The following is a 20,340-nucleotide window of genomic DNA, read 5'->3' on the forward strand; positions in this document are numbered from 1 at the left end:
GCACGCACAAGACGCACGAGACGCACACGAAGTGCATGACACGCAGACGTGCACGACGTGCAAGAGACGTCGACCGCCGTTCACCTCCGCCCACCGCCCCGTCCGGCGACCACCCCCCTGTTGGAGGCAGAGCCCCATGACCATCACCCCGCCCGCCCTGAGCGTCTTCGAAACCCTGGAGTCCGAAGTCCGCTCCTACTGCCGGGGGTGGCCCGCCGTCTTCGACCGGGCGCAGGGCAGCCGACTGACCGACGAGGACGGCCACAGCTACCTCGACTTCTTCGCCGGCGCCGGCTCGCTCAACTACGGCCACAACAACCCGGTCCTCAAGCGCGCCCTGCTCGACTACCTCGAACGGGACGGCATCACCCACGGCCTGGACATGGCGACCACGGCGAAACGGACCTTCCTGGAAGCCTTCCAGAACATCGTGCTGAGCCCGCGCGACCTGCCGTACAAGGTCATGTTCCCCGGACCGACCGGCACCAACGCGGTGGAAGCGGCGCTCAAGCTGGCCCGCAAGGCGAAGGGCCGCGAGCCCGTCGTCTCGTTCACCAACGCCTTCCACGGCATGTCGCTGGGGTCCCTCGCGGTCACCGGCAACGCCTTCAAGCGCGCCGGCGCCGGCATCCCGCTGGTGCACGGCACCCCCATGCCGTTCGACAACTACTTCGACGGCACCGTGCCGGACTTCCTCTGGTTCGAGCGGCTGTTGCAGGACCAGGGCTCCGGCCTGGACAAGCCCGCGGCCGTGATCGTGGAGACCGTGCAGGGCGAGGGCGGCGTGAACGTGGCCCGCCCCGAGTGGCTGCGCTCCCTCAAGGCCCTGTGCGAACGGCAGGACATGCTGCTGATCGTCGACGACATCCAGATGGGCTGCGGGCGCACCGGGGACTTCTTCTCCTTCGAGGAAGCGGGCATCACCCCGGACATCGTCACCCTGTCCAAGTCGATCAGCGGCTACGGACTGCCCATGTCGCTGTGCCTGTTCCTGCCGGAGCTCGACCTGTGGGAGCCGGGCGAGCACAACGGCACCTTCCGCGGCAACAACCCGGCGTTCGTCACGGCCACGGCGGCGCTGGAGACGTACTGGACCGACCGCGAGATGGAGAAGCAGACCCGGGTGCGCGGCGAGCAGGTCGAGCAGGGGCTGCTCGCACTCGCCGCGGAGAGCGCCCGGCCTGACTTCAGCTTCCGCGGCCGGGGCCTGGTGTGGGGGCTGGAGTTCGCCGACGGCGAGCGCGCCGGGGCGATCTGCGCCCGCGCCTTCGAGTTGGGGCTGCTGCTGGAGACCTCCGGGCCGCGCGGCGAGGTCGTGAAGCTGCTGCCCGCGCTGACCGTCACCGCCGCGGAGTTGGACGAGGGCCTGCGGATCCTCGCCCGGGCCGTGCGCGAGACCGCCTGACGCCCGGCGCCCCCGAACCACCCGACGCCCCTCGTCACCACCGAGTTCAGAAAGGCACCACCACTGTGATCGTACGTTCGCTCAAGGAGATCCAGGACACCGAGCGCCACGTGAGAGCGGCCTCGGGGACCTGGGAGAGCAAGCGCCTGATCCTCGCCCGGGAGAAGGTCGGGTTCTCGCTCCACGAGACCGTGCTGTACGCCGGTACGGAGACGTCCATGTGGTACGCGAACCACGTCGAGGCCGTGCTCTGCGTGGAGGGCACCGCCGAGCTGACCGACGACGAGACCGGCGAGGTCCACTGGATCGAGCCGGGCACGATGTACCTGCTCGACGGCCACGAGCGCCACACCCTGCGCCCCGTCACCGACTTCCGTTGCGTCTGCGTCTTCAACCCGCCGGTCACCGGCCGTGAGGACCACGACGAGAACGGCGTCTATCCGCTGCTCACCGAGGAGGGCTGAAAGCATGACCACCGCCACCCGCACCCCCGTCGTCGAGGACCTCTATCCGAGCCGCGGCCCCGCCGAGGTGGTGACGCCGCGTCAGGACCCGGTCGTGTGGTCCGCGCCCGGCGCGCCCGGTCCCATCACCTCCGGTGACCTCGCCTCGTACGAGCGCGACGGCTTCCTCGGCGTCGAGGACCAGATCACCGACGACGAGGTGCGCCTGTACCGCACCGAGATGGAGCGGCTGATCGCCGATCCCGCCGTGCGCGCCGACGAGCGGGCCATCGTGGAGCCGCGGTCCCAGAAGGTGCGCTCGATCTTCGAGGTGCACCGGCTCAGCGAGGTCTTCGCGGCGCTGGTGCGCGACGAGCGCGTGGTGGGCCGGGCGCGGCAGATCCTCGGCTCGGACGTGTACGTCCACCAGTCCCGGATCAACGTGAAGCCCGGGTTCGGCGCTTCGGGCTTCTACTGGCACTCGGACTTCGAGACCTGGCACGCCGAGGACGGGCTGCCGAACATGCGGGCGGTCTCGGTCTCCATCGCGCTGACGGAGAACCGGGACACCAACGGCGGGCTGATGATCATGCCCGGCTCGCACCGCACGTTCCTGGGCTGCGCGGGTGCCACGCCCGACGACAACTACAAGAAGTCCCTGCAGATGCAGGACGCGGGCACGCCGTCCGACGGCGCGCTGACCCGGTTCGCCGACGAGCACGGCATCCGGCTGTTCACCGGCCGGGCCGGCTCGGCGACCTGGTTCGACTGCAACTGCATGCACGGCTCGGGCGACAACATCAGCCCGTATCCCCGCAGCAACGTCTTCGTCGTCTTCAACAGCGTGGAGAACGCGGCGGTGGAGCCGTTCGCCGCGCCGGTGCGCCGGCCGGAGTTCATCGGGGCCCGGGACTTCACCCCGGTGCGGTAGGACGGGCGGGAACGGCGAGGGGCCCCGCAAGCGCGGGGCCCCTCGCCGTGTGTGCGTCAGACGCGGCTGAGCGTCGGGTAGTCCGTGTAGCCGCGCTCGTCGCCGCCGAAGAAGGTGGCGGAGTCCGGGGTGTTGTACGGGCCCTCGGACCGCAGCCGCTCCGGGAGGTCGGGGTTGGCGAGGAAGAGCGCGCCGAAGGAGATCATGTCGGCGGTGCCGTCCTCGATCGCGGCGAGCTGGCTGTGGTCGGAGGGGGTCGGGGTGCCGTCGTTGAGGATCAGCGTTCCGGAGAACTCCTTGCGCACCGCCTCCACCAGCTCCCGCCGCTCCGGCCCGCACTGCAGCACGTGCAGGTACGCGAGCCCCAGCGGCTCCAGCGCGCGGACCAGCGCGAGGTACACCTCGTCCGGCTCCGGCTCGTGGACGTCGGTCATCGGGTTGCAGGGCGAGATGCGCAGGCCCACCCGGTCCGCGCCGATCGCGTCGACCGCGGCGCGGACGGCCTCCACCGCGAACCGGATGCGGTCCTCGACGCTGCCGGCGCCCCACTCGTCCGTGCGGACGTTGGTGTTCTGGCCGAGGAACTGGTGGATCAGATAGCCGTTGGCGCCGTGCAGCTCGACGCCGTCGAAGCCGGCGGCCACCGCGTTGCGGGCGGCGGAGGCGAAGTCCTCGATGGTGGCGCGTACGGCCGCGTCGGACAGCTCGTGCGGGACCGGGAAGTCCTTCATGCCCTCGTGCGTGTAGAGCTGGCCGGCCGCGGCGACGGCGGAGGGGCCGACCGGGTGGAGGTCGCCCGGCAGCAGGTCCGGGTGGCCGATCCGACCGCTGTGCATCAGCTGGGCGAAGATCGTGCCGCCCTCCGCGTGCACGGCGTCGGTGACCTTGCGCCACCCCGCGACCTGCTCCTCGCTGTGCAGCCCCGGGGTGTCGGGGTACCCCTGGCCGACCGCGGACGGCTGCACGCCCTCGGTGATGATCAGCCCGGCGGAGGCGCGCTGCGCGTAGTACGTGGCCATGGCGTCGGTGGGCGACAGGCCGGGGCCGTACGCGCGGGACCGGGTCATGGGCGCCATGGCGATGCGGTTCGTCAGCGTGCGTCCGGCGAGGTGGAGGGGGTCGAAGGCGGTGGTCATGAACGCTCCCAAAGAAGAATGTGTGGCCGACCAAGCATTGGCGCCGGAAGCCACCGTAACGCATTACTTGGCCAGCCAAGAGTAAAACTTGGTCGACCAATGTAAAATTTCGGGGAGAAGTCCGCGAGACACTGGGATCCCACAGCCGGAGGACCGGCGGCGAGCGTGACTGGCGGAGTGGAGGAGTCCCGATGACGACCGAGGTCGAGGCGGAGGGCGTGGCTGTCCGAAGCGCGCCGGACGACGCGGAACCTGCGTGCGTGGAGGCGGAGCCGGCGTGCAAGGCGGGCGGCCCCGTGGGCTACGCCGTGGGGCACGTGGCCCGGCTGCACCGGATGGCCGGGGGCAAGGTGCTGCGCGGGCTCGGCCTCTACCCCGGGCAGGAGTTCGTGATGCTCCACCTGTGGAAGTCCGGCCCGCTGCGCCAGTCGGACCTGATCAAGTTCGCGGACCTGGACCCGTCCACCGTCACGAAGATGCTCCAGCGCCTGGAGCAGGCCGGCCACGTACGCCGCCGGCCCGACCCGGCCGACCGGCGGGCGGTGCTCGTCGAGGCCACGGCGCAGAGCTGTGCCCTGCGCCGCGCGGTGGAGGAGTCGCTGAACACCCTGGAGGAGCAGATGCTCACCGGGCTCGACGAGGACGAGCGCACCGAGCTGCTGCGGCTGCTGAAGAAGGCGGAGCGCAATCTGTGCGCGCAGACCGGCGAGTGCGAAGAGCAGGAGTGATCCCCGCCCGGCCCGCGGACGGCCGGAAGGCGTACGCGTACACGATCACGTAGAGGTGCGGGGTACGGGCAGGGGTACGGGGGCTGTCAGGCGAGCGCGTCGAGCGCCCGGTCCACGTGCTCGGGCGTGTTGTAGAGGTGGAAGGAGAACCGCAGGTTCCCCGCCCGGGCCGAGGCCACGACCCCGGCCCGCGCCAGCCGCTCCACCCGGTCGCCGGCCCCCGGCACGGCCACGATCGCCGAGTCCGTGGCCACCGCCGGCAGGCCGAGCGCGTCCAGCCCCGCCGTGAAGCGCCGGGCCAGCCCGGTCACGTGCCGGTGCACGGCCGCCACCCCGACCTCCTCCAGCAGCGCGAGCGACGCGACCGCGCCGTGATAGGCGGCGTACGCCGGTGACTCGTCGAAGCGCCGGGCGTCGGGTGCCAGGTGCTCGACGGGCCCGTACATGGGCCAGTCGACGGAGGCGAAGTTTCCGGCGTTCAGGGGCCGCAAGGTGCGCTGCGCATCCTCGGTGACGGTCAGGAAGCACACCCCGCGCAGGCCCATCAGGAACTTGTAACCGCAGGTCACCGTGGCGTCGAAGGTGCCGGCGTCCAGCGGCAGCCAGCCCGCCGACTGGCTCGTGTCGACCAGTGTGCGCGCCCCGTGGACGGCCGCCGCCTCGCGTACGGCGGCGAAGTCGGCGATGCGCCCGTCGGCGGACTGCACCGCCGAGAACGCGACCAGCGCGGTCCCGGGGCGCACCGAGTCCGCGAGGGCCTTGAGCGGCGCGTACCGCAGGACGAGGTCACCGCGGATCGCGAAGGGGGTGATGAGGGAGGTGAAGTCGCCCTCCGGGAAGAGCACTTCGGCCCCGGGCGGCAGGGCCGCGGCCACCAGCGCGACCTGCCCGGCCAACGAGCTGCCGGCGGCGACCCGGTCCTCCCCCACCCCGCACAGCCGGGCGAAGGAGGCGCGGGCGACGCCCAGCGCGGCGTAGTCACCGGCGCCCCCCGGTCGGCCCGCGGCCAACTCGTCGACCAGCGACGTGATCGCGGCGACGGCCCGGCGCGGCAGCACCCCGCAGCTCGCCGTGTTGAGGTACGTCGAGGTCAGCGCGAACTCGGACCCGCCCAGGCTCTCCATACGATCATCCTGGGTCGCCCCCGGGGAGGGGTCAACCCCAGCGCAGCAGGGGCACCCCTCCGCCTCCAGCCCGCAGGCAAGTGCCGGGGGAAGCGAATGAGGGGCGCGGGGAACTGCGCGAACAGCCACAGACGGGCCGCAGACGCCATGACCGCTCATGTGCCACGGCGCTACCGCGTCTACCAGCACCAGGGCGGAAGAGCCACCCGCGACTTTACGGACACAACCTACGCACCCGCCGCGTCCGCCGCCCGGCTCTGCCACGCCTTCTCCAGCACCTCGGTGAAGAGCTCGGGCGGCTGGGCGCCGGAGAGGCCGTAGCGCCGGTCGACGACGAAGAACGGCACGCCCTTCGCGCCCAGCTCGACCGCCTCCCGCTCGTCCGCGCGGACGTCCGCGGCGTACGCATCCCCGTCCGCGAGCACCGCGCGCGCCTGCTCGCCGTCCAGTCCGGCCTCGACGGCGAGCGCGACGAGGGCCTCGTGGTCGAAGACGGAGCGCTCCTCGGCGAAGTTGGTCCGGTAGACGACGTCGAGGAGTTCGCGCTGTCGGCCGCGGGCCTTCGCCAGGTGCAGCAGTCGGTGCACGTCGAAGGTGTTGCCGTGGTCCCGGCCCTCGGTGAGGTACGGCAGGCCGTCGCCACGGGCGCCCTCCGCGACGCGCTCCTCCATCGCCTGCGCCTCCTCGCGCGTGCTGCCGTACACCTTCGTCAGCACGTCGATGACGGACGACGTCTCGCCCCGGGGGCGGTCGGCGTCCAGCTCGTAGGAGCGGTACACCACCTCGACCCGGTCGGCGTGGTCGAAGGCGGCGAGGCCCTTCTCGAAGCGTGCCTTGCCCACGTAGCACCAGGGGCAGACGATGTCGCCCCAGATCTCGACGCGCATGCCGTCCCGTCCCGTCCCCATGTGTCGTCCTCTTCCGCAGTCGTCGCCGGGTAAGCCGGCGCGGGCGCGCCCTGAGGGCGCGCCCTTTGGGGGCGACAACGCGCGTCGTGATCGGGACATTCCTCCCCGGGCGCCGACGTCAGGACTGGGGGGTCTCCAGCCGGCCGTCCACCCGGCGCGGCAGCCCGAGGGGGTTGGCCTCCGCGAGTTCCGGCGGCAGCAGCGCCGCCGGGGTGCCCTGGTACGTGACCGGGCGCAGCCAGCGCTCGATGGCGGTGGCGCCGACGGACGTGGAGGTGGAGGTGGTCGCCGGGTAGGGCCCGCCGTGGTGCTGGGCCGGGGCGACGGCCACGCCGGTGGGCCAGCCGTCGACGAGGATCCGGCCGGCGAGCGGCGTCAGCGCGGCGAGCAGTGCCGCGCCCCGCCCCCGCCCCTCCGCCTCGGCGCCGGACAGGTGCACGGTCGCGGTGAGGTTGCCGGGCAGCCGGCCGAGCACCTCGGTGACGTCGTCGTCGCTGGCGTACCGGGCGACGACCGTGACGGGGCCGAAGCACTCCTCCAGCAGCAGGTCGTGCGGGCCGTCGGCGGTGAGCAGGGACGCCGGGACGGTCAGGAAGCCGGCGCTGACGGTGTGCTCGCCGCCGGCGCCGGGGGTCAGCGGGGTCTCGACGGACGGCAGCCCGGCCCGTTCCCGTACGCCGTCGACGAAGGCGGAGCGCATCCGGTGGTCGAGCATCACCCCTGGCTCGGTGTTGCCGAGCGCGTTCGTCAGGGCCGTCACGACCTGGTCGCCCGCCGCCGACTGCGGGACCAGGACGAAGCCGGGCTTGGTGCAGAACTGGCCCTCGCCGAGGGTCATGGAGCCGGCGAGTCCGGCGCCGATCTGAGCGGCGCGCTCGGCCGCCGCCTCCTCGGTGACGACGACGGGGTTCAGGGAGCCGAGTTCGCCGTGGAAGGGGATGGGGACGGGGCGGGCCGCCGCCGCGTCGAAGAGGGCGCGCCCGCCGCGTACGGAACCGGTGAAGCCGGCCGCGGCCACCGTCGGGTGCGCCACCAGCGTCACGCCGGCGTCGAAGCCGTGGACGACGGCGACGACGTCCTCCGGCAGCCCGGCCCGGGCCGCCGCGCGGCGCAGCAGGGTCGCGCAGAGTTCGGAGGTGGCGGGGTGGTCCGGGTGGGCCTTGACGACGACGGGGCAGCCGGCGGCGAGCGCGCTGGCGGTGTCGCCGCCGGGTACGGAGAAGGCGAGCGGGAAGTTGCTGGCGGCGTACACGGCGACGACCCCGAGCGGGATCTTGTAGCGGCGCAGGTCGGGCCAGGGCGGGGTGCGGTCGGCGTCGGCGTGGTCGATGCGCACGTCCAGGTAGCCGCCGTCGTCGACGACGTCGGCGAAGGCGCGCAGTTGGGCGGTGGTGCGGGCGAGTTCGCCGGCCAGCCGGGTGGGGCCGAGGGCGGTCTCCGCGTCGGCGGCCTCGATGACCGGGTCCCGGGCTTCGTCGAGCAGGTCGGCCGCGGCGCGCAACAGGGCCGCGCGGGCGGCCCGGTCGGCGAGTGCGGCGCGGGACGCGTGCGCGGCGCGCACCGCGCGGTCGACCTCCGCGGCCGTGGACTCCACCGCGACCTGCTCCCGCGGCTTCCCGGTTCGGGGGTCGACACTCCAGACTGGTGCTGCTGTCACCGCGGCTTCCTCTCCGGTCGTCGTGGGCGTGCCGCCCGCGTCGTCTGCGTCGTGTCGCCAGTGCCAGGGTCGCCGGGCCCGTCGGAGCCGTTCACGGCTCGCGTCGTGGATGCGCGGCCTCGCGCAGGGCCGGACGTTCTTCAGGGTTTGTTCGGTATCGTGAACGATGTTCCTGTTGATGAATGGCACGGGGGTCTTCGGACTCTATTTCCGGCTGTTCCGCACGGTCAAGAAGGGGCGTGGAGCCGATGGCGGCGGCCGATTCGGGTGGTTCGGGCGGGGCACAGGTCAAGTCCGCGGTGCGGACGGTGGAGTTGTTGGAGTACTTCGCCGGGCGCCCCGGCATGCACTCGCTCGCCGCGGTCCAAGAAGCGGTCGGCTACCCCAAGTCCAGCCTGTACATGCTGTTGCGGACGCTGGTCGAGCTCGGTTGGGTGGAGACGGACGCGACCGGCACCCGGTACGGGATCGGGGTGCGCGCCCTGCTGGTCGGCACCTCCTACATCGACGGCGACGAGGTCGTGGCCGCGGCCCGCCCCACGCTCGACCGGCTCTCCGACGACACCACCGAGACGATTCACCTGGCGCGTCTCGACGGCACCAACGTGGTGTACCTGGCGACCCGCCAGTCCCAGCACTACCTGCGGCCCTTCACCCGGGTCGGGCGCCGGCTGCCGGCGCACTCCACCTCGCTCGGCAAGGCCCTGCTCGCGACGTACAGCGACGAACAGGTGCGCAAAATGCTGCCGAAGACGCTCTCGTCGCTGACGGAACACACCATCACGGACCGGGAGAAGCTCATCGAGGAGCTGCACGCGGTGCGCGAGCAGGGGTACGCGGTGGACCGCGAGGAGAACACCCTGGGCCTGCGCTGCTTCGGCGTGGCGATCCCGTACCGCACGCCGGCGCGGGACGCCATCAGCTGCTCGGTGCCGGTGGCGCGGCTGACCCCGGGGCACGAACAGCTGATCAAGGACGCCCTGTTCGACGCGCGGGACCGGCTCACCCTCGCCACCCGGCGGCTGTGACGTCGCCGGTGTGACTGATGCCGGCGATGTCGGCGATGTCGCTGACATCGCCGGGGGCCGGCGGCTGAGATCCACGGGGGAACGGGACGGGAGCGGGGGCAGGTGGGGGCACCTTCCACGGCACGGGTGAGGATCCGGGCGGCGCTGCGCGCGCTGTTCGACCGGCGGGCGCGGGGCCGCTGGTTCCACCTGGTGCTGGGCGGCGCCCTGTTGATGCCGTTCTGGATCCTGGCCGGCGTCGTCCTCGGCCCGTTCACCCGCTCGCGCGTCTTCGTGTCGTCGTACCTCGGGGACCAGTTGCTGGCGTACGCGGTCGCCCTTCCGTTGGCCGCGGCGACGGCGCTGGTGTCGCAGTTGCGGCCGTTGTCGGTGGCGGCGGCGCGGGCGCTGTGCTCGCTGCCGGACGGGGCGCTGGCCGACGGGCCGGCGCGGTCGCGGGCGACCCGGACGCGGGCCGCGGCCTGGTTCACGCTCCACACCGGGGTGGGCGCGCTGGTCAGCGGGGCGTCGTTGGCGCTGCCGCCGTTCGCGGCGAGTACGGCCCTGGTGCCGTTCGTCCCGCCGATGCGCACGTGGCTGCGGGTGCCGGACTTTCCGTTCTGGGTACTCGCGCTCTTCCCCGTCGCGGGCGTCGCCATGCTGCTGGCGCTGGCGGGGGTCTCGGCGGCGGCCGGGGCGCTGCTGGCACGCGCGGCACAGGCGCTGCTGGGGCCGACGCCCGCGGATCGGCTGGCGGCGGCCGAGCGGCGCGCGAACGAACTGGCCGAGCGCAATCGGCTCGCCCGGGAGCTGCACGACTCGGTGGGGCACGCGCTGAGCGCGGTCACGCTCCAGGCGGGCGCCGCGCGCCGGGTGGTCGACCGCGACCCGGAGTTCGTGCGGCAGGCGCTGGAGGCGATCGAGGAGACCGCCCGGCGCACGGTCGACGAGTTGGACACGGTCCTCGGGCTGCTACGGGACGACGGCGCGGCGGGGGCCGACGAAGCGGTGGCCGACGGCCCCACGCTGGCGGAGCTGGACGGACTCCTGGCGCGCAGCGGGGTGCCGGTGGATTCGGTGGTGGACTCGGCGGTGGAGGGGGCCGGGGGCTCGGAGCTGAAGGGGGTGCCGGCGCCGGTGTCCCGTGCGGCGTACCGCATCGTCCAGGAGGGGCTGAGCAACGCCCTGCGGCATGCCGGGGCGGTCCCGGTGTCCTTGCGGATCGCCCGGCGCGGCGCGGAAGTCGCCCGTCGCGGCGAGAAGATCGGCCGGCACGGCGAGGGAATCGCCCGGCGCGGCGAGGAATTGGAGATCACGATGGAGAACCCACTGCCGGCCAGGGCGCCGGTGGTCCGCCCGGGTGGCGGGCGCGGGGTGGCGGGGATGGTCGAGCGGGCGGCGGCCCTCGGGGGCGTCGTCGAGGCGGGCCCCGCGGACGGGGTGTGGCGACTGTACGCCAAACTCCCCCTGAACGACCGTTCGGGTGGCACGCTGGGATTCGATCGGTGAGCGCGGTGCGGGTCGTGATCGCCGACGACGAGCGGATGGTGCGCACTGCGCTGCGCGTGATCCTGGAAGCGGAGCCCGACCTGGAGGTGATCGGAGAGGCCAGGACCGGCGAGGAAGCCGTGTCCGTGGTGTGCGAGTTGCGGCCGGACGTCGTGCTGATGGACGTGCGGATGCCGGAGCTGGACGGCATCCGGGCGACGGAGCGCATCCTCGCCGCACTGGACGCACCGCCGCGGATCCTGGTGGTGACGACGTTTGAGAACGACGCGTATGTGTACGACGCGCTGCGCGCGGGTGCGGCGGGCTTCCTGCTCAAGCGGGCGGACGCGGACCACTTGGTGCAGACGGTCCGGCTGGTCGCCCAGGGCGATGCGCTGGTGTTCCCGTCGGCCGTGCGGGCGCTGGCCCGGGCGTACGGCCCGGGGCCGTCCGCCGCTCCCCCGGCCTGGGTGGCGCGGCTGACCGAGCGGGAGGCGGACGTGCTGCGCCTGATGGCGAGCGGCCTGACGAACAGGGAGATGGCCCGTGAGATGGAGGTGGGACCGGCGACGGTGAAGAGCCACGTGGCGGCGGTGCTCGCGAAGACGGGCACCCGGGACCGCACCCAAGCGGTGATCGCGGCGTACGAGGCGGGCTTCGTGTCGCCCCGGTGACCGGGCGCTGCCCGCCGTGACGAGCGGAAGCACCGGCACCGTGGTGAGCGGAAGCCCTGGCGCCGTGGTGCGCGGGCGCCGTCTGAAGAAACTCTGAGAATCTCCGGAATGGGAGGTGATGGGGAACCCGCCGACGGACGCCGGTCGTCCTCAGGTGGGATGAACAGGACGATCAGACACAGCGCCGTCTTCTGTCTGCTGCTGGTGCTGGCCCTGCTGGTACGGGCCACCTGGGTACAGACGTACGACGCCAAGGCGCTCGCGGACAACGACAAGAACCGACGCAAGGTCATCGACCAGTACGCACAGCCGCTGGGTGACATCGTCGTGGCCGGCGCCCCGGTCACCGGCTCCACCCGCACCACCGGCAGCGACCTGGCGTACAAGCGGACGTACACCGACGGCGAGCTGTACTCGGCCGTGACGGGATACAGCTCGCAGGCGTACGGCTCGACACAGCTGGAGGGCATCTACAGCGACGTGCTCGACGGCACCGACGACCGGCTCAAGGACCCGGTGGAGGCGCTCACCGGCAAGCAGCTGGCGCCCGGTGACGTGCTGACGACGATCGACCCCGAGGTGCAGCTCGCGGCGTTCAAGGCGCTGGGCGACACCAAGGGCGCGGCCGTCGCCATCGAGCCGTCGACGGGGAAGATCCTCGGGCTGGTCAGCACGCCGTCGTACGACCCGTCGACGATCGCCGGCACCTCCGACGGAAAGGAGTGGCAGAAGCTGCTGGACGACCCGGACAAACCGATGGTCAACCGTGCGCTGCGCCAGCCGCTGGCGCCGGGGTCGACGTTCAAGCTGGTCGTGGCCGCCGCGGCGCTGGAGGACGGGCTGTACGACTCGGTCGACGACAAGACCGCGAGCCCGATGCCGTACGTCCTGCCGAACAGCACCCACGTGCTGCCGAACGACATCCCCAGCGCGCCCTGCGAGGACGCGTCGATCCGCACCGCGCTGCGCTGGTCGTGCAACAACGTCTTCGGCAAGATGGCGGAGGACCTGGGCGACGACAAGCTGCGGGCGATGGCGGAGAAGTTCGGCTTCAACGACGAGGAGCGGGACGTCCCGGTGCGGGCGTACGAGAGCGTGTACCCCGCGGCGCCGGACAAGCCGCAGACCGCGCTCACCGGCATCGGCCAGTTCGAGGTGACGGCCACCCCGTTGCAGATGGCGATGGTGTCGTCGGCGATCGCCAACGACGGCGTCCTGATGGACCCGCACATGGTGAAGCAGGTCATCGACTCGTCGGGGACGGAGCTGCAGGCGTACGACGGCGCGCCCGGCGAGCGCATCGTCTCCGAGAAGACCGCGGAGCAGTTGCGCAGTGCGATGGTCACCGTCGTCGAGGACGGCACCGGCTCCAATGCCCGGGTCGGCGGCGCCGAGGTGGGCGGCAAGACGGGCACGGCCCAGCAGGGCGTGGACAACAAGGGCAAGCCGTACGCCTGGTTCACCTCGTACGCCAAGGACCAGGACAGCGGCAAGGAGGTCGCCGTGGCGGTGGTGATCGAGGACGCGGGCGGCCCCCGCTCCGAGGTCAGCGGCAACGGCCTGGCCGCGCCGGTGGCCCAGAAGGTGATGGCCGCCGCGTTGAAGTGACCGCCCGGTCCGTGCGCCGGGGTCAGCCCGCGTACGGATCGGGGGTGTCGCCCTTGCGGGCGAGGAAGGCGAAGTCGCACCCGGTGTCCGCCTGGGTGATCTGCTCGCCGTAGAGGGCGCCGTACCCCCGGGTGTGGTGGGCGGGCGGCGGCGTCCAGCGCGCCGCCCGCCGGGTCAGCTCGGCGTCGGAGACCTCCAGGCGCAGGGTGCGCGCGGGTACGTCGAGGGTGATCGGGTCGCCGTTGCGGACCAGGGCGAGCGGCCCGCCGACGTACGACTCGGGGGCCACGTGCAGCACGCAGGTGCCGTAGCTGGTACCGCTCATCCGGGCGTCGGAGATCCGCACCATGTCCCGTACGCCCTGCTTCAGGAGGTGGTCCGGCAGCGGCAGCATGCCGTACTCGGGCATTCCGGGGCCGCCGCGGGGGCCGGCGTTCTGGAGCACCAGGACGTGGTCGGCGGTGATGCCGAGCGCGGGGTCGTCGATGGTCCGCTGGAGGGTGCGGTAGTCGGGGAAGACGACGGCGGGGCCGGTGTGCCGCAGCAGTCGGGGGTCGGCGGCGATGTGCTTGATGACGGCACCGTCCGGGCAGAGGTTGCCGGTGAGGACCGCGAGCCCGCCTTCGTCGGCGAGCGGCCGGTCCCGCTCCCGTATCACCTCGGGATCGTGCACGAGCGCGCCCGCGAGCTGTTCGCGCAGCGTGGGGTGGGCCACCGTGGGCCGGTCCAGGTGCAGCACGTCCAGCAGCCGGGTCAGGAAGCCGGGCAGCCCGCCGGCGAAGTGGAAGTCCTCCATCAGGAACCGGCCCCCGGGCCGCACGTCCGCCAGCACCGGGACGGTGCGGGCGACGCGGTCGAAGTCGTCCAGGGTCAGCTCCACGCCGCAGCGCCCGGCCAGCGCGATCAGATGGATGACGGCGTTGGTGGAGCCGCCGAGCGCCAGCACGGTGGCGACGGCGTCCTGGAACGCGGCCCGGGTGAGGATCGCCGACGGCCGCAGCCCCGTCCGCACCAGGTCGACGATCCGCCGGCCGGAGGCCGCGGCCATCCGTTCGTGGCCGGAGTCCACGGCGGGGACGGACGAGGCGCCGGGCAGGGTCATGCCCAGCGTTTCGGCGGCGGCGGTCATGGTGGCCGCGGTGCCCATGGTCATGCAGGTGCCGGGCGAGCGGGCCAGGCCGTTCTCCAGCTCGGCGAGTTCCGCGTCGCCGATCAGCCCGGCGCGCCGGTCGTCCCAGTACTTCCACATGTCGGTGCCGGAGCCGAGCACGGTGCCCCGCCAGTGGCCCGGGAGCATGGGCCCGGCCGGGACGAAGACCGCCGGCAGGTCCACGGACGCCGCCCCCATCAACAGCGCCGGCGTGGACTTGTCGCAGCCGCCCAGCAGCACCGCGCCGTCGACGGGATAGGAGCGCAGCAGCTCCTCGGTCTCCATCGCCAGCAGATTGCGGTAGAGCATCGGGGTCGGCTTCTGAAACGTCTCCGAGAGGGTGGCGACGGGGAACTCCAGCGGGAAGCCGCCGGCCTGCCACACCCCCCGCTTGACCGCCTGGGCGCGCTCGCGCAGGTGCATGTGGCAGGGGTTGATGTCGGACCAGGTGTTCAGGATCGCGACGACCGGCTTCCCGAGGTGCTCCTCGGGGAGGTAGCCGAGCTGGCGGGTGCGGGCCCGGTGGCTGAAGGACCGCAGCCCGTCGGTGCCGTACCACTGGTGGCTGCGGAGGTCTTCGGGGCGCGGCTGGCGGGGCCGCTCCCCGGGTTCCGCGGTCATACGGGCCACCCCGCGACGAGCGCCGCGACGGCGGCGCGCCGGTCGGCGGGCAGGGTGCGGCTGGGCGGGCGCACGTCGCGCCGGGCCAGCCCGAGGTGGGCCAGGGCCTCCTTGACGACGCTGACGTTGTGCGCGGAGCGGTCGGCGGCGCGCAGCTCCTCGAAGGGGCGCACCCGTTCCCACACGGCCATGGCGTCCGCGTACCGGCCCTCGCGCAGGGCGTCGCGCAGCGCGAGGGAGAGTGCGGGGGCGACGTTCACCAGGCCGGAGGTGAAGCCGGTGGCGCCGCCGGCCCAGTAGGAGGGGGCGTGCAGTTCGGCGAGCCCGGCGATCCACACGAAGCGGTCCAGGCCGGCGTCGCGGGCGAAGGCGGCGAAGGCGACGGCGTCGGGGACGGCGTACTTCACCCCGATCACGTTGGGGCAGCGGGTGCCCAGTTCGCCGAGGGCGGCGCCGGGCAGCCGCGGGTCGCGCACGTAGGGGACGACGCCCAGCTCCGGCACGGCGTCGGCGACGGCCCGGTGGTAGTCGACCCAGCCGCCGCGTTCGACGTAGGGGTGGACGGGCTGGTGGACCATCACCAGCCGGGCTCCGGCGGCGGCGGCGTGGCGGGCGGCGGCGACGGCGGTGGGGACCTCGTGGCCCACGCCGGCGACGACGACGGCGCGGTCGCCGGCCTCCTCGACGGTGACCTCCACGGCGCGGCGGCGCTCGTCGGGGGTGAGGGCGTAGAACTCGCCGGTGTTGCCGTTGGGGGTGAGGGTGGTGATGCCGGCGTCGACGAGCCGTCGCAGCACGGTGCGTTGGGAGGGTTCGTCGACGGTGCCGTCGGCGGCGAAGGGGGTGACGGGGATGGCCACGACGTCGGCGACGGCCCGCCGCTGTCGTTCGGTCGCCCCGTCGGTCCGGTCTGCTGTCTGTCGGGTCCGTGCTGTGGTCATCGTTCGGCTCCCTCGGACGGGGCGGACGTGGCTGACGTGCCTCACGGGGTCTACGGGGCTGGCAGGGTTTACGGGACTTACGGGGTCTTCGTGGGGAAGGCCCGGTGGACGAATCCGGCGACGTGGTCGTGGAGGGCGCGGGCGGCGCCCGGCCCGTCGCCGTCCACCGCCCGCCGCAGGATCTCGCGGTGTTCGGCCGCCTCCGCCGCCCACGACGGCGCGGCGGCCCACGCCGCCGAGGTGACGAGCGCAGCCTGGTCGCGCAGGTCGTCGAGGATCCGCACCAGCAGCGGATTGCCGCAGGAGCGGTAGAGCGAGCCGTGGAAGTCGCGGTTGGCGAGCGAGCGCTCGGCCGCGTCCTCGGCGGCGTCGGCCCGGTCCAGCGCGGCGGCGGCGCTCGCCCAGACGGCTGCCGCGGCCGGCGGCCCGGCGCGTTGGACCGTACGGCGCAGGGCTTCGGGCTCCAGCAACAGTCGTACGTCGTACACCTCGTGTGCCATCGCGGCGTCCACGGTCCGCACCGTGACGCCCTTGTACTGGCTGATCACGACGAGACCGGTGCCGGCCAGCGTCTTGAGGGCTTCGCGCACGGGGGTCTTGGAGACCCCGAAGCGGGCGGCGAGTTCGCTCTCCACCAGGGCCTGTCCGGGGCGGAGGTCACCGGTGAGCACGGCGTGCCGGACGGCGTCGAGCACGTACTGCGTGCGGGAGGAGGGGATGGGGACCGGGGTGGAGGTCGTCATCGGGCCGCTCTCGTCTCATATATGAGATATGACGTATGACGCTAGGCGGGGCCGCGGAAGCCGTCAAGACACCGTCGCCAGAGGGCAGTTGGGCCTACGTCGGATGTATCTGAGGTCGCGTCGGGGGTCGCGGTTAGGGAAGTCGCCCGATCCCTCGGGGGGTCCTTAGTCGCCACGCTGGCTCGCGGCAGGGTGCAGGGCGACGGGGCGGGGGACGACGGGTGGACAGGGGCTGGGCGGGCTTTGCGGTGCTGCGGGACCGCAACGCCGGGCTGTACTTGGGCGGGGTGGTCGTCTCGGGCTTCGGCACGACCGCGCTGTGGCTGGTCGCCGGCGTCTGGGTGAAGGAGCTGACGGGCTCGAACAGCCTCGCGGCGCTCACCGCCTTCGCGATGTGGGCACCGGTGCTGGCCGCGCCGCTGCTGGGTGCGATCGCCGATCGGGTGCGTCGTCGGCCGCTGCTGGTCGCGACGAACCTGACGGCCGCGGGGGTCCTGGTGCCGCTGCTGGCGGTGGACTCGGCGGACCGGGTGTGGCTGCTGTTCTTGGCGCTGGCCCTGTACGGGCTCTGCGCGCAGGTCCACGACGCCGCGGAGACCGCCTTGGTGGCCACCGTGGTGGACGGCCGGCTGCTGGGCGACTTCAACGGGCTGCGACTGACGGCCAAGGAGGGCACGAAGATGCTGGCGCCGCTGGTGGGCGCCGGGCTCTTCGCCCGGTTCGGGGCGGCGCCGGTGGTCCTCGTCGACATCGCGTCCTTCCTGCTCGCGGCCTGGGTGTGCGTACTGCTGCGGGTGCGCGAACCGCGTCCGGCGCGGGGGCCGGGCGCCGGTTGGCGCAGCGGGGCGGCGGAGGGCGTACGGCAGATCAGGCGGTCGGCGGCGATGCGCCCGCTGGTGCTCGCGGGCGGGGTGACGATGTTCCTGGCGGGCGTCAACGGCGCCCTGGTCTTCGCGGTCGTCGACGCGGTGCTCGACCGCTCCCCCTCCTTCGTCGGCGTGCTGTACGCGGCGCAGGGCCTGGGTTCCGTCCTGGTCGGGCTGGTGGCGGGCCCGCTGCTGCGCCGGCTGTCGGCGCGGGGGTTCGCCGCCGCGGGCATCGCGCTCTTCGCGCTGGCCGCGGCGGCGCGGGCGCTGCCGTACGACGCCCTGGCCCTGGTGTGCAGCGTCGGCGTGGGCTTCGGGCTGCCGTGCGTCCTGATCGCCGCGATGACGACGGTGCAGCAGCACGCCCCGGCCGACGCCCTGGGCCGCACCGCGGCGACCGCGAGCACGGTGATGTACGCGCCGAACGCGATCGCGCTGGCGCTGGGCGCCGGGCTCGTCGCGGTGGCGGACGTCCGGGTGACGCTGGCGGCGCTGGGGGCGGCGGGGGTCGTGACGGCGCTGGTGCTGCTGCGGCGGCAACGGGAGGCGTCGTGAACCGCGTTCAGGCGTCGCGGCCTGCGTTTGGGTCCTGTGAACCGCATTCAGGTCCTGTGAACCGCGCTCACTCGGCCTGCGCGAGCGCCGCCGCGACGTGCGCCAGGTCCGCGTCCGACGCCAGGCCGGCGTGGTACAGCCGCGCCTGCGTCGCCCCGGCCTCCTCCGCCCTCGCCAAGTCCTCGGCGAGCGTCTGCGGCCGGCCGCCCATACCGCTGACGACGGTGACGTTGGCGGCGATGACGGAGCCCGCCCTGCGCAGGTCGACGAAGGGCTTCAGCAACTGCGGCCCGTCGGTGCAGGGCACCACCACGCCGTCCGCGACCGAGAGGACGTGCGCGGGGTCGACCCCGACGTTGGCCCCGCAGTGGTACGCCACGGGGTCGGCGTGCAGCAGCACCTGGAAGCCGTCCGGCGCCGCGGCGCGCACCGCCGCGACCACCTCCTCCTGGAAGGAGCGCGCGGTGCGGGTGCGGAAGTCGAGCGTCGCGGCGGTGAGTTCGGCGCCGAGGAGCTGTTCTATGCCGACCTGCGGCGAGGTGTCGCCGCGCCAGGCCGTTTCGAGCGCCGCCCGCACGGACGCCGCCAGCCGGTAGGGATCCAGGTCCTGTCGGGCGTACCCCTCGAAGCAGGACGCGCAGAAGCAGAGGGACATCAGGTACTGGGCGGTGTCCCCGAGGACCACTCCGGCGATCTTGTCGTGGGCGTGCAGATGGGCGAGGCCGTACCAGCCGCAGGACTCCAACTCGGTGCCGGCGGCGCCGGGGCGGACGGCGGCTTCGGCGGCGAGCACGGTCAGGAAGGTGCGCACTTCCGGTCGGGCGATGCAGGGGGCCCAGGTGTAGCGGTCGCCGTACGCGTTGATCACGCACCCGTCGGGGTGTTCGAAGCCGAGCCGGGAGTTGTGGGCGAGCACGACCCAGGTGTGCACGGCGAGGCCGGTGGCGGCGAGGGCTTCGGCGGCCCGTTCGTACGCCCTGCCGGGCGCCCACTCCCCCGCCGGGTTCGGCCGGATCCGGTGCCCCGCCCAGTGCGCGGGGTCCGGTTCGTACAACACGGCGGAGTGGCGGGCGGTGACGATCCGGTGGCGCGGGTGGCGGGGGGTGAGCGCCCGGGTGGAGTGGTAGGCGGCGGCCAGGGTGACCTGCTGGACGCCGAGGTCGACGGTGCGCGAGGGGGCGTCCGGGTCGCCGTTGACGTCCCAGGGGTAGAGGAAGGCGGACGTCCTCACGCGCGCTCCCCCACGGTGACGCCGCGGGCCCCCGACCCGGTGTCCACGGCGTCTCCGGGGGCCCCGCCCGCTTCGGCTGCGAGGTCCGCGAGGGCTTCCCGGCCGCGTTCGATCAGCTCGGCCAGGGCGCTGACGTGGGCGGCGGCGGGCTCGCTCAGCGGGGGCCTGACCGGGCCGACGTCCAGCCCTTCGAGCCGTACGCCCGCCTTCACCAGCGAGACCGCGTAGCCGCGGCCGGCGTTGCGGAGTTCGACCAGCGGCGCGTAGAAGGCGTCGAGCAGCACCTCAACGGTCCGCTCGTCGCCCCGCGTCAGGGCCCGGTGGAAGGCGCCGGCGATGTCGGGCGCGAAGGAGAACACGGCGGAGGAGTAGAGGGTGATGCCGACGCCCCGGTAGGCGAGGCCGGTGAGTTCGGCGGTGGGCAGCCCGTTGAAGTAGAGGAAGTCGCGGTCCGGCGCGCCGTGCCGCACGGCGCTGATGGTGCGCTGCATCAGGTCGAGGTCGCCGTACCCGTCCTTGAGTCCGACGACGCCGTCGGTGCGGGCGAGGGCGAGCACCGTCTCGGGGCTGAAGACGGCGTTGTCCCGCTGGTAGACGATGACGTCGAGGTCGGTGGCTGCGGCCAGTTCGGCGTAGTGGCGGCGCAGCCCCGCCTGGTCGGCGACGACGAGGTACGGGGGCAGGGCGAGGAGCCCGTCCGCGCCCGCGTCGGCGGCCAGCCGGGCGTACTCGACGGCGAGGGCCGTGCCGTAGCCGGCGCCCGCGACGACGGGGACGGCGCCGGCGGTCGCGCTCACCGCGGCGGCCACGCACCGGGCGAACTCCTCGGGCGTCAGGGCGTGGAACTCCCCGGTGCCGCAGCAGGCGAAGACGGCGGCGGCGCCCGCGGCCACGCCCCGCCGCACGTGGGTCCGGTAGACGTCGAGGTCGAGCGTGCCGTCCGGTCCGTATGCCGTGACGGGGAAGAAGAGCGGTCCTTGGACCCGGGTGAGCCGGGCGGCGAGCGGGGCTGTGGTCACGGGCGCTCCCTGAACCGTGCACCGGGCCTCCACGCCCCGTGCACCATTCTGATCGATGTCCATATCCCTGAACGTCGTCACGCTAGGGCAGCCCTCCAGGGCCGG

Annotated in this window: 18 protein-coding genes; 9 read left to right on the plus strand and 9 right to left on the minus strand. The window is 73.3% G+C overall.

The window, feature by feature from the left end:
* Positions 1 to 136: 136 nt before the first annotated feature.
* The 3 genes from ectB to thpD all read left to right on the plus strand — a co-directional run bounded on the left by ectB (position 137) and on the right by thpD (position 2,779).
* Positions 137 to 1,405 (plus strand): diaminobutyrate--2-oxoglutarate transaminase, encoded by a 1,269-nt coding sequence (ectB, locus tag ABZ842_RS18340; RefSeq protein WP_361537728.1) that lies wholly within the window; start codon positions 137 to 139, stop codon positions 1,403 to 1,405.
* 65 nt (positions 1,406 to 1,470) lie between these two features.
* Positions 1,471 to 1,869, plus strand: a complete 399-nt coding sequence (locus ABZ842_RS18345; RefSeq protein ID WP_361537729.1) for an ectoine synthase — start codon at positions 1,471 to 1,473, stop codon at positions 1,867 to 1,869.
* A gap of 4 nt (positions 1,870 to 1,873) precedes the next feature.
* Positions 1,874 to 2,779: an ectoine hydroxylase gene (thpD, locus tag ABZ842_RS18350; protein ID WP_361537730.1), complete on the plus strand. Its 906-nt coding sequence runs from the start codon at positions 1,874 to 1,876 to the stop codon at positions 2,777 to 2,779.
* A 56-nt stretch (positions 2,780 to 2,835) separates the two neighbouring features.
* On the opposite strand, the gene ABZ842_RS18355 is transcribed toward thpD, so the two are convergent.
* The gene (locus ABZ842_RS18355; protein ID WP_361537731.1) at positions 2,836 to 3,915 is read right to left on the minus strand and encodes an alkene reductase; all 1,080 of its coding nucleotides are present in this window, start codon (positions 3,913 to 3,915) and stop codon (positions 2,836 to 2,838) included.
* 191 nt (positions 3,916 to 4,106) lie between these two features.
* Here ABZ842_RS18355 and ABZ842_RS18360 point away from each other — a divergent pair, with 191 nt between their 5' ends.
* Positions 4,107 to 4,643 (plus strand): MarR family winged helix-turn-helix transcriptional regulator, encoded by a 537-nt coding sequence (locus ABZ842_RS18360; RefSeq protein WP_361537732.1) that lies wholly within the window; start codon positions 4,107 to 4,109, stop codon positions 4,641 to 4,643.
* A gap of 86 nt (positions 4,644 to 4,729) precedes the next feature.
* Here the strand turns inward: ABZ842_RS18360 and ABZ842_RS18365 are convergent, their stop codons facing one another.
* From ABZ842_RS18365 to ABZ842_RS18375, 3 genes are all read right to left on the minus strand, one after another.
* Positions 4,730 to 5,767 (minus strand): aminotransferase class V-fold PLP-dependent enzyme, encoded by a 1,038-nt coding sequence (locus ABZ842_RS18365; RefSeq protein WP_361537733.1) that lies wholly within the window; start codon positions 5,765 to 5,767, stop codon positions 4,730 to 4,732.
* Between the two features lie 227 nt (positions 5,768 to 5,994).
* Positions 5,995 to 6,654 carry a DsbA family oxidoreductase gene (locus tag ABZ842_RS18370; protein ID WP_361537820.1) on the minus strand — a complete coding sequence of 220 codons (660 nt, stop codon included), beginning with the start codon at positions 6,652 to 6,654 and terminating at the stop codon, positions 5,995 to 5,997.
* Positions 6,655 to 6,793: 139 nt separating this feature from the next.
* On the minus strand, positions 6,794 to 8,332 hold the full coding sequence (locus ABZ842_RS18375) for an aldehyde dehydrogenase (NADP(+)) (RefSeq protein ID WP_361537734.1): 1,539 nt from the start codon (positions 8,330 to 8,332) through the stop codon (positions 6,794 to 6,796).
* A gap of 248 nt (positions 8,333 to 8,580) precedes the next feature.
* Here ABZ842_RS18375 and ABZ842_RS18380 point away from each other — a divergent pair, with 248 nt between their 5' ends.
* The 4 genes from ABZ842_RS18380 to ABZ842_RS18395 all read left to right on the plus strand — a co-directional run bounded on the left by ABZ842_RS18380 (position 8,581) and on the right by ABZ842_RS18395 (position 13,109).
* Complete coding sequence (locus tag ABZ842_RS18380; protein WP_361537735.1) at positions 8,581 to 9,360, plus strand: IclR family transcriptional regulator; 780 nt, start codon at positions 8,581 to 8,583, stop codon at positions 9,358 to 9,360.
* A 126-nt stretch (positions 9,361 to 9,486) separates the two neighbouring features.
* Positions 9,487 to 10,848, plus strand: coding sequence for a histidine kinase (locus tag ABZ842_RS18385; protein ID WP_361537736.1), 1,362 nt, complete (start codon positions 9,487 to 9,489; stop codon positions 10,846 to 10,848).
* 5 nt (positions 10,849 to 10,853) lie between these two features.
* A complete protein-coding gene (locus ABZ842_RS18390) occupies positions 10,854 to 11,501 on the plus strand; it encodes a response regulator transcription factor (RefSeq protein WP_361537821.1) in 648 nt (215 codons plus the stop codon).
* A 159-nt stretch (positions 11,502 to 11,660) separates the two neighbouring features.
* On the plus strand, positions 11,661 to 13,109 hold the full coding sequence (locus ABZ842_RS18395) for a penicillin-binding transpeptidase domain-containing protein (protein ID WP_361537737.1): 1,449 nt from the start codon (positions 11,661 to 11,663) through the stop codon (positions 13,107 to 13,109).
* Between the two features lie 22 nt (positions 13,110 to 13,131).
* Here the strand turns inward: ABZ842_RS18395 and araD are convergent, their stop codons facing one another.
* The 3 genes from araD to ABZ842_RS18410 form a co-directional block, all read right to left on the minus strand.
* Positions 13,132 to 14,880, minus strand: coding sequence for an L-arabinonate dehydratase (gene araD / locus ABZ842_RS18400; RefSeq protein ID WP_361537738.1), 1,749 nt, complete (start codon positions 14,878 to 14,880; stop codon positions 13,132 to 13,134).
* A complete protein-coding gene (locus tag ABZ842_RS18405; protein WP_361537739.1) occupies positions 14,877 to 15,821 on the minus strand; it encodes a dihydrodipicolinate synthase family protein in 945 nt (314 codons plus the stop codon). The genes araD and ABZ842_RS18405 overlap by 4 nt, the downstream gene beginning before the upstream one ends.
* 77 nt (positions 15,822 to 15,898) lie before the next feature.
* Positions 15,899 to 16,564: a GntR family transcriptional regulator gene (locus ABZ842_RS18410; RefSeq protein ID WP_361537740.1), complete on the minus strand. Its 666-nt coding sequence runs from the start codon at positions 16,562 to 16,564 to the stop codon at positions 15,899 to 15,901.
* A gap of 221 nt (positions 16,565 to 16,785) precedes the next feature.
* On the opposite strand from ABZ842_RS18410, the gene ABZ842_RS18415 reads away from it, so the two are divergent.
* Positions 16,786 to 17,985: an MFS transporter gene (locus ABZ842_RS18415; RefSeq protein WP_361537741.1), complete on the plus strand. Its 1,200-nt coding sequence runs from the start codon at positions 16,786 to 16,788 to the stop codon at positions 17,983 to 17,985.
* Positions 17,986 to 18,052: 67 nt separating this feature from the next.
* Here the strand turns inward: ABZ842_RS18415 and ABZ842_RS18420 are convergent, their stop codons facing one another.
* Together ABZ842_RS18420 and ABZ842_RS18425 are read right to left on the minus strand one after the other, a co-directional pair.
* On the minus strand, positions 18,053 to 19,216 hold the full coding sequence (locus ABZ842_RS18420; RefSeq protein ID WP_361537742.1) for a hypothetical protein: 1,164 nt from the start codon (positions 19,214 to 19,216) through the stop codon (positions 18,053 to 18,055).
* Entirely contained in the window at positions 19,213 to 20,235 is a 1,023-nt protein-coding gene (locus ABZ842_RS18425) for a 5-dehydro-4-deoxyglucarate dehydratase (RefSeq protein WP_361537743.1), read from the minus strand. Before ABZ842_RS18425 ends, ABZ842_RS18420 begins: the two co-directional genes overlap by 4 nt.
* Positions 20,236 to 20,340 lie beyond the last annotated feature (105 nt).

The sequence above is a fragment of the Streptomyces sp. NPDC047315 genome (genome assembly GCF_040643215.1).
In the GTDB taxonomy this organism is placed as follows: domain Bacteria; phylum Actinomycetota; class Actinomycetes; order Streptomycetales; family Streptomycetaceae; genus Streptomyces.